Here is an 8688-nt window from a genome sequence, read left to right as displayed (position 1 = left end):
CGTTGTTTGGGGTTGCAAAAGTCCCACTTTTTTCACCCCATTCCAAATATTTACACAACTATTTTTGAAAATAATTTACAACCACCTAAAAACCAAATCATTACACCTACAAAAAAATACCCAGCTCCTCACTAAAATATCGCAAAACGTGCTCGCACCACCTACTTTTTTTGATTTCAGGGCTAGAAGCCACTTTTCACCTTCTCCGAAATCTGCAAGTTATTCTTGGATAAGGTTTATAAATGGGGCGGATTAAAATGAAAGTATCTGCCCCATTTTCCTTTTATTCTGTTTTTAAGCTCTTAACTGGGTCTGCTAAGGCTGCTTTTATGGCCTGATAACTGATTGTAAGTAGTGCAATAAACATTGCTGACCCTCCTGCGACCAAGAAAATCCACCATTCTATTGTAATATGGTACGCAAATTCTTGCAACCACAGCCCCGTAGCCCACCACGCCAGAGGAAATGCAATACCGTTGGCAATTAATACCAACTTCAAAAAGTCTTTGGAAAGTAAGGCGGTGAGATTAACGACGCTTGCTCCAAGCACCTTTCGGACCCCAATTTCCTTGATTCGTTGCTCAGCGGTATAAGTAGCCAAACCAAACAACCCTAAGCAAGCAATAAAAATAGTAGCAAGGGCTGCCCAAATCAGCATGGTTTCGCGGCGGTGGTCATCGGCATAGAAGCGCGCCAATTGTTCATCCAAAAAATGATACTCCAATAAATGCGCAGGATCAATTTTTGTCAAGGCGTCATTAATCTTGGCCAAAGTCGTCGGAATATCATTCCCCGTAACTCTTGACGTGAAGTAGTCAATCGAATGCACGGGGTTGTTTTGATAAGCCAAAACCATAGGCGCTATTCTTTCACGCAGCGACTGAAAATGGAAGTCCTTGACTATACCTATTACGCGCGCGCGAAAGGTTTCTCTTGAATTAAGAAGACTGTAGCTTCCTCCCATCGAGCGTTCGGGGATTTCTACCAATTGCCCCACGGCTTCTTTTATGTTCAACATGTTGGCAGCAGTCTCATTTAAAATAATCGAAGTGGAATCGTTTGCGCCTATGAAATTGCGCCCGTTCACGACCTTTACTTCAAACGTAGTGGCAAAATCTTCATCCACTCCCAACAAATACGAAATCTTATGTTCGTCGCTATTCCCTTCTGGACGAATCTTAACGGTTGGAATATTTTTCCATTCCCCTGGCACCCGCGACATCACCGAGGTATTTTTCACCGTTGCAATCTTACTGATTTCATTCTTGATGGTTTGGGCATTTTTTCGGACATCGCCCGAATTTATATCCACCACCAACAGTAATTCTTTGGTAAACCCTAAGTCTTTGTTGCTGACGTATTGAATTTGTCGGAACAAGACAATTGTTCCAATAATCATTACGACCGAAATTGTAAACTGAAAAACCACCAATCCTTTACGCAGCGACAAATCGCCTTTGTTTTGTAACTTGAGCGATTTCAAAAGTGCAAGCGGGCTGAAACGTGACAGCAAAAACGCTGGATAACTCCCCGAAATCAAACCCGTCAGCACCACCGCGGCAATCGTGTATAGCCAAATACGGTAATCGGAATGGAAGCCGAGCGAAAGCTGTTTTTCAGTAAAAGCATTGAAAGAGGGTAAAAAAAGATTGACAAACCCAATCGACAATGCGAAAGAAAGTAATGTTACGAGCAAGGACTCAAACAAAAACTGGTTAATCAAATGGCTGCGAAAAGCGCCGTTGGCCTTGCGAACACCAATTTCTTTTGAACGGTTGGACGCGCGCGCAGTCGTCAGGTTCATATAATTGATGCAGGCTATCAACAGGACAAATAGCGCTACTACCCCAAAAATTTTGATGTATAAAATACTGCCTTTTCCCGAACCTACACTGGTAGAACCTCTGGCAATATGGTCAGAATGCAGGCGCATATCGGTAAGGGGCTGCAACGAATAATCGGTCGTTGTCCCTACTTCAGGTTTATAATTGGCTGCCACCAAGGCATTCATTTTAGTACCCACGGCTTGCGGCTGGGTATTTTCTTTTAGCAAAGCATACACCGTATAATCGTGCGATGACCAGTCAGACGCATTCGATTTCTGAAACTCGGCATCGTCGTTGAACGTACTTTCGGATAATAAAGACTCAAAATCGAAACTTGAATTACTCGGATGATTTTTAATGACGGCCGTGATTTTGAAGGGCTTTTCCGTAAAATCAAATCGAAGGATTTTGCCAACAACATCGGTGCTATTAAATAGCTTTTTGGCAATTTCCTCCACAATTATGATTGAATTAGGCTCTTTGAGTGCCGTTTGCTTTTCTCCCGAAATTACCTCAAAATCAAATACCTTCATAAAATTCTCATCGGCCAAGTTGATGGTCAAGTGAGTCTTATTTTTGGTTTCAGGATTCGACAGGTTATCACGCCCAAAACTGGTCATGCGCGCCGTTGTTTCGACTTCTGGAATACTTTTCTTTGATTCTTCGGCTAATTTATAACTTACAGCCGCAACCGTAAGGTCATCGGTTTTGGTCTTTTTGTGTTCGAGAACTCGGTAAATACGCGACGCATTGCGGTGCTGTTGGTCAAAAGTTAGCTCATCGAACAAATACAAGCCAATAATCAAAAAACAAGTGATTCCGAATGTCAGGCCAGCCACATTGAGGGCCGTGTACAATTTGTGACGAGTAAGGGTACGAAATGCGATTTTTAGGTAGTTGCGTAACATAGTTGGGCTGTATAAATAGGTTGTTGGATACGGATTGGGTTTCCGTTTGATGTTTGACCATCGAACGTACGTCAGGGCATCGCGCCAATAGCGTTGACGGGCGTTTGTTTCACCCAAACGTTGGCTACGGCGTTGATACCGTTCATGCAAATCGCCCATCACTTCCTCCCGCAAATGTGGTGCGAGCAGGCGACTAAGCCATTTGTCAATCCAAGCAGGCGGTTGATATTTCATGTTCTATTCCGTCTTCAATGATTTTATTGGATTCATCAGCGCAGCCCTGATGGCTTGGTAACTGACCGTCAGCAAGGCAATGGCGATGGCTCCCAAGCCTGCTACCGCAAATATCCACCACGATAATTCGGTGCGGTACTCATAATGCTGTAACCAATCGTTGAGCAAATAGTAGGAAATTGGCGCGGCGATGAAGCACGCAATCAACACCAGTAAGGCAAAATCTTTGGAAAGCATTTGCCAAAGCCCAGCCACACTAGCACCTAATACTTTTCGGATGCCGATTTCTTTGATACGTTGCTCGGCAATAAACGAGGCTAATCCAAACAACCCTAAACAAGAAATCAGAACCGCTAAAAGGGCAAAGAAGGCCGCGAGTTTGCCGATTCGTTCTTCGTCGCTGAACTTCCGACCATAGACTTCATCCACAAAACTGTACTCAAACGGCGCTTCGGGATTGTATTTTTTGAATACGGCAGCCACTTTGTCCAATGCCTTGCTTGTCCCCAATTGAGAAGAAAGTTTGAAGCTAATCGTGTTGACTGCGTTGTAATTAATGGTATAAAAAGCAGCGTTAACAGGCTCAAAAGGCGATTGTCGAATCATGTTTTTAATGACCCCGATTACTTTATATTCCTTACCACTTCGGACGATTTCGCCGATGGGGTTTTTGAAGCCCATTAGCTTCAATGCCGCTTCGTTGATAATCATAGCCGAAGAATCGGTAGAGAACTTTCTTGAAAAATCACGCCCCTCTATCACTTTCCAACCTACCGTTTTGCCAAAATCGTGGGTAACTTGATTCGCCATGAACAACGGTTGGGTATTCGGCGTTTTTCCTTTCCAAGAAATATTGGTGGTTCCGCCATACTGACCTGTAATAGAACCACCCGACTCCGCAAATTCGACTACTGCGCCCGTATTAAGCAAATCATTCCGCAAAGCGTCATAATGAGCGTAGAGTTCGGGCGTGTTCATGTTGATTTCTACCAAACTACTACGCTCATAGCCCGAAGGACGGTCTTTAGCGTGTTGAATCTGCCGAAAAACGGTGATGATGCCAATAATTAAAGTAACTGAAACCGTAAACTGAAAAACCACCAACACTTTGCGAGGAACGGAAGCAAATCTCGATGCTTTGAAAGTACCTTTCAATACCTTAATCGGCTGAAAGGAAGACAGATAGAGTGCTGGATAACTGCCCGAAATCAACCCCGTAAGCAAACTAAAACCTAACCCAAATAGCCAAAACCAAGGGTTGGCCCATAAAATGGAAACTCGTTTATCTGCGATTTCATTGAAAAAGGGGAGAGCGAGTTGCGTAAAAAGCAACGCCAACACAAATGCTACGAGGGTAATGACAAACGACTCACTCAAAAATTGAAAAATCAATTGGCCACGTACCGAACCAACCGACTTGCGAATGCCGACCTCTTTGGCTCGTTTTTCGGAACGGGCGGTGCTTAGGTTCATAAAATTGATGCAAGCCAATAGCAAAACAAACACCCCAATGGCACCAAAAAGCCAAACAAAGTAAACAATGCCACCCGCGTTTTTCCCATCTTTAAAGTCGGTGTATAGATGCCATTGCTCCATCGGATGTAAGAAAAAGGCAGGTTTGTAGCCTGGCGGGTCTTTGCGTTTCATGCGAATATCCTTGATTTTGGCCGAAACTGCCTCCGCACTTGGTCCTTCTTTTAATTGCGCAAATACCTGAAAAGAGTTCTCATCCCATTCGTCCAACGCTCTTTTGACATACGCATCGTTGGCTACAAACAACTCCCAAGGTGCCAGGAAGAGTACGTCACGAAAGGCGCTGTTATACGGCAAGTCTTCATACACGCCTGTCACTTTCACGTCGGTTTTGTTGCCCATTCTGATAATTTTATTCAGCGGATTTTCGGTACCGAAAAATGCTTTTGCCACCGACTCAGAAAGGAAAATTGTATGGACGTCTTTCAATCCGTCAGCGCTACCCGCCAACATCTTGAAAGACATCATATCCACAAAGGCTGGTTGTACATAATTGCCACTTTTTGTCAATTTTTTATCACCTGCCGCTAGAATAACATCGCGGGTGTAAGTGGAAAGGCTGGTCGCCTGAAAATCAGGGTACTTGCTGCGCAACTCCTCAGCCATTGGAATGGGGACAGAGTTGTACGAAGAAATCGTCCCGTCAAAATTCACAAACTGCCATACTTGGGCGATTCGATCGTAGTTTTTGTGGCTTTTATTGAACGATAATTCGTCCCAAACCCACAGACCAATCAGCATCGCCACGGCCATTCCCGTAGCGAGCCCAAAGATGTTGATAAAGGAGTAACCTTTGTGTTTCAACAGGTTACGAAAAGCGATTTTGAAATAATTGCGTAACATAGTAGGGCTGTATGTATAGGTTGTTGGATACGGATTAGGCTTCCGTTTGATGTTTGACCATCGAACGTACGTCAGAGCATCGCGCCAATAGCGTTGACGGGCGTTCATTTCACCCAAACGTTGGCTACGGCGTTGATACCGTTCGTGCAAATCACCCATGATTTCCTCCCGAAGGTGTGGAGCCACCAAGCGATGCAGAAACTCATCGAGCCTCGGAAAAGGGCTTTTATTTTTTAGTGTTTTCATTGTGGCCAAAGCATTAGCTCCATTTTAAAGTCACTTGAGGCACAATGCGCTCCCAAAGTCGGTTTCGGACTTGGCGTACGTCGTTCAGGACTCTTCCACCCAGAGCAGTTACCGTAAATAAGCGCTTACGTCGCCCGCCGCGTTCGGCAGTAGCTTCGCCCAAAAGCGAAGTCACGTAGCCTTTTTGTTCGAGCCGCTGCAACGCGGCATGAACCGCCCCCGTACTGACGGTTTGTCCCGTTTCTTGTTCCAATTCTTCGGCAACAGACACCGAGTAGGCATGGGGGGCAAGAACCGCTACGGTCAAGAGCACCACCTCTTCAAATTCACCTAAATCACTTCTTCGCATGCGTAATTTTTATTTCATCTATTTCTGTATATAAAATACCTTGCCAAGAAAAAAAGCACCGATTTTGATGTAAAATCGGTGCTTCGTTTAGATTGAATTGTCCAAAAACGGACAGTTTCCAGTACGTCAACGGACAGTCTGTTTACTGTTTGGAGTTTGAGGTTTAGGGTTTAGTTTTTGGGGCTTATACTTTGCCCTTTGCAAACTTGCCCTTTGGAGTTTTGCCTTTTTCGGTTCATGCTCTGCTTTCTACAAATTTGCCACTTGCAAACTTGCCCACTTTTTCGCCCTTTGCAGTTTAAAATTTTACATTTTTCGGTTCATTCTTTGCCCTACTCCGCCTTCAACGCCTCAACGGGATCGGCCAAAGCGGCTTTGGCACTACGAAAACTGAGGGTAAGAAACGCAATTAGCACCGTCAAGAGTCCTGCCAAGGTCGGGATAAGCCAGTTCACTTCGATGCGATAGGCAAAATCGGCCAACCACTCATTCATTAAGTACCAAGCCACAGGCGTAGCCAGTACAATAGCTACCAAAATGGGTTTTAAAAAGTCAATGGAAAGGAGCTGAACAATGCTTGCGACCGAAGCCCCGAGCACCTTCCGAACGCCAATTTCTTTGGTGCGCCGAGCCACGACCAACAAAACGAGGCCGTACAATCCCAAACATCCGATGAGAATGGCAACGACCGAAAAAACACTCGCCAACCGAACCGTCAATTGTTCGGTTTCATAAAATTTTGCCAATTGTTCATCAAGGTATTCGTAGCTAAACACCTCATTTGGATAGATTTTTTGCCACGTTTGCCGAACGTGATTAAGGGTTTTGGAGGGAGAAACTGCCGCAACCCGTACGCCTACTTTTCGATAACGGGCAGTTTGGGTGGAAATCACACAAGGTTCAATCTGTTCGCGTAATGAGCGTAAATGAAAATCTTTGACCACTCCCACCACGGGCGCAGCGACGGGCGACAAGTACGTTTCTATTTTATGGCCTAGTATGTCGTTGGGGTCTTTGATGTTTAGTTTTTTGAGCAACGCCTCGTTGACCACATATTCCCGAATGGTATCCGACGGCGCGACGTTCCTTCCTGCTACCAATTGCAGCCCGTAGGTTTTGAGGTAATCGGCATCCCCCAATCGTTCTCGTATCGGAAAAGCTTCCCATTGAGCACGGTTGTTAAATTTGAACGAGCCACCGTTCATGACCGAAGCCGACGGTGGACGATACGCCGCACTTACCGACTGTATTTCGGGGTATTGAAGCAAGGAATTTTTAAACGCCGTGAGGGCTGTTGGAGAAGGGTCGGGTAGGTTGACGACCAATACGTTGTCTTTTTTAAAACCCAAATCCGATTGCTCCACGTATTTCATTTGCCTCGTCACGACCATTGTACCAATAAGTAAGGCTTGACAAATGGCAAATTGCACCACAATCATCGACTGCCGCAGGGACAAACCTCCCCTTTTCGGCAGAACTCCTCTCCCTTTTAATGCCTGCCAGGGGCTAAAGCCCGACATCATAAACGCAGGATACCCACCCGCCAATCCAATGATACCAACCAAAAGTACCGTCAGAAATAGCGTCGCTTGGGCATCGAGGATAAATGTCAAATTCAATCCTAACCATTGATTAACAAAAGGTAAAATAAGCACGACTAAAAGCCCAGCCCCAATCGCCGCCGTCGTCACAATCAGCGCGGTTTCCAGCAAAAATTGGCGCATTACTTGCCATTTGCTACTTCCCAACGTTTTGCGGATGCCAATTTCTTTGGCCCGACTCAACGACTGCGCCGTGGCTAAGTTGATAAAATTGAGGCAGGCAATTAGAATCAAAAACGCACCAATCCACCCCAGCGACCACAACAACGAGCGCTGAATCAATGCCCCACCCGTTCGTTTTACATCGAAATGCACCTCCGACAACGGTTGAATATGAAACTGGAAAACCGAGGCATCTTTGCCATAGTGTTTTTGAGCAAGCGCAGGAAAGACCGCTGCCACCTGAGCCGCTGAGCTTGGGTTTTTGAGCGTAAGATAAACGCGGTCAGTAGAGTTGAGTGCCCACCAATCGTTCAGGTTTTGGTCGGGAAGTAGATGCGAGAACGTACCCATCGAAATAAACAACTGCACATCGTTATTGGTCGCGCGCGGAGGGTCGGCTAAAACGCCAGTCACTTTTACCTTTGTCAAGTGATTCAAATCCAACACTTTACCAATGGGCTCTTCGTTACCAAAGTATTTTTTTGCCCAGGTTTCGGTAAGTACTACGGTATTGGGTTCTCGAAGAGATGTCTTAGGGTTTCCTTTAAGCCACTGATAATCAAAAACATCAAACCATTCTGATTCAATCAAAGCACCCGTATTTTGTTCTAAAAAACGTTGAGAACTCCCGTTTTTAGAGCTGGGAAAGCTCACAGTCAGCTCACGCAATGTTTTCAGCGAAGTCGCTTGCTCTACTTGCGAAAACTCGTCGCGAAGCACCTTGGCCATGGGGAGAGGAGCCTCGGGGTAGGTTTCTACGGAGCCGTCTTCAAGGTGCAAATCTACCACAATCCGAAAAATGCGGTCGAACTTTTGGTGGTGACGGTCGGTACTGAGGTGATACGAAATGAAAAGAAAAATCAGGATTCCCCCCGCCATTCCGACGGTAAGTCCCAAGACATTAAGCGTAGTGTACGTCCGATAATGGCGGAGGTTACGCAGAGCGATGGTGAGGTAATTTTTGAGCATAAAATAGCAGTGGCGTT

Annotated in this window: 4 protein-coding genes; all 4 read right to left on the bottom strand. The window is 45.4% G+C overall.

Features of this window, described 5'->3' with window-relative positions; all coding sequences use genetic code 11:
- Positions 1 to 283: 283 nt before the first annotated feature.
- The 4 genes from AC23N5_RS29770 to AC23N5_RS29755 all read right to left on the bottom strand — a co-directional run bounded on the left by AC23N5_RS29770 (position 284) and on the right by AC23N5_RS29755 (position 8671).
- Entirely contained in the window at positions 284 to 2968 is a 2685-nt protein-coding gene (locus tag AC23N5_RS29770; protein WP_487758314.1) for an ABC transporter permease, read from the bottom strand.
- 3 nt (positions 2969 to 2971) lie between these two features.
- The gene (locus AC23N5_RS29765; RefSeq protein WP_487758313.1) at positions 2972 to 5590 is read right to left on the bottom strand and encodes an ABC transporter permease; all 2619 of its coding nucleotides are present in this window, start codon (positions 5588 to 5590) and stop codon (positions 2972 to 2974) included.
- A gap of 13 nt (positions 5591 to 5603) precedes the next feature.
- Positions 5604 to 5939, bottom strand: a complete 336-nt coding sequence (locus AC23N5_RS29760; RefSeq protein WP_183980141.1) for a PadR family transcriptional regulator — start codon at positions 5937 to 5939, stop codon at positions 5604 to 5606.
- 332 nt (positions 5940 to 6271) lie between these two features.
- A complete protein-coding gene (locus tag AC23N5_RS29755; protein WP_487758312.1) occupies positions 6272 to 8671 on the bottom strand; it encodes an ABC transporter permease in 2400 nt (799 codons plus the stop codon).
- Positions 8672 to 8688: the final 17 nt, after the last annotated feature.

The organism is Runella sp. R5_40, from assembly GCF_057652295.1.
The sequence above is the reverse complement of the archived record's forward strand: the minus strand, read 5'-3'. Positions and strand labels throughout refer to the sequence as shown.

Bases quoted from the DNA above. Each gene is read 5' to 3' on its own strand.
- AC23N5_RS29755 (WP_487758312.1), bottom strand. From the start codon at position 8,671: ATGCTCAAAAATTACCTCACCATCGCTCTGCGTAACCTCCGCCATTAT.
- AC23N5_RS29765 (WP_487758313.1), bottom strand. From the start codon at position 5,590: ATGAAAACACTAAAAAATAAAAGCCCTTTTCCGAGGCTCGATGAGTTT.
- AC23N5_RS29770 (WP_487758314.1), bottom strand. From the start codon at position 2,968: ATGAAATATCAACCGCCTGCTTGGATTGACAAATGGCTTAGTCGCCTG.
- AC23N5_RS29760 (WP_183980141.1), bottom strand. From the start codon at position 5,939: ATGCGAAGAAGTGATTTAGGTGAATTTGAAGAGGTGGTGCTCTTGACC.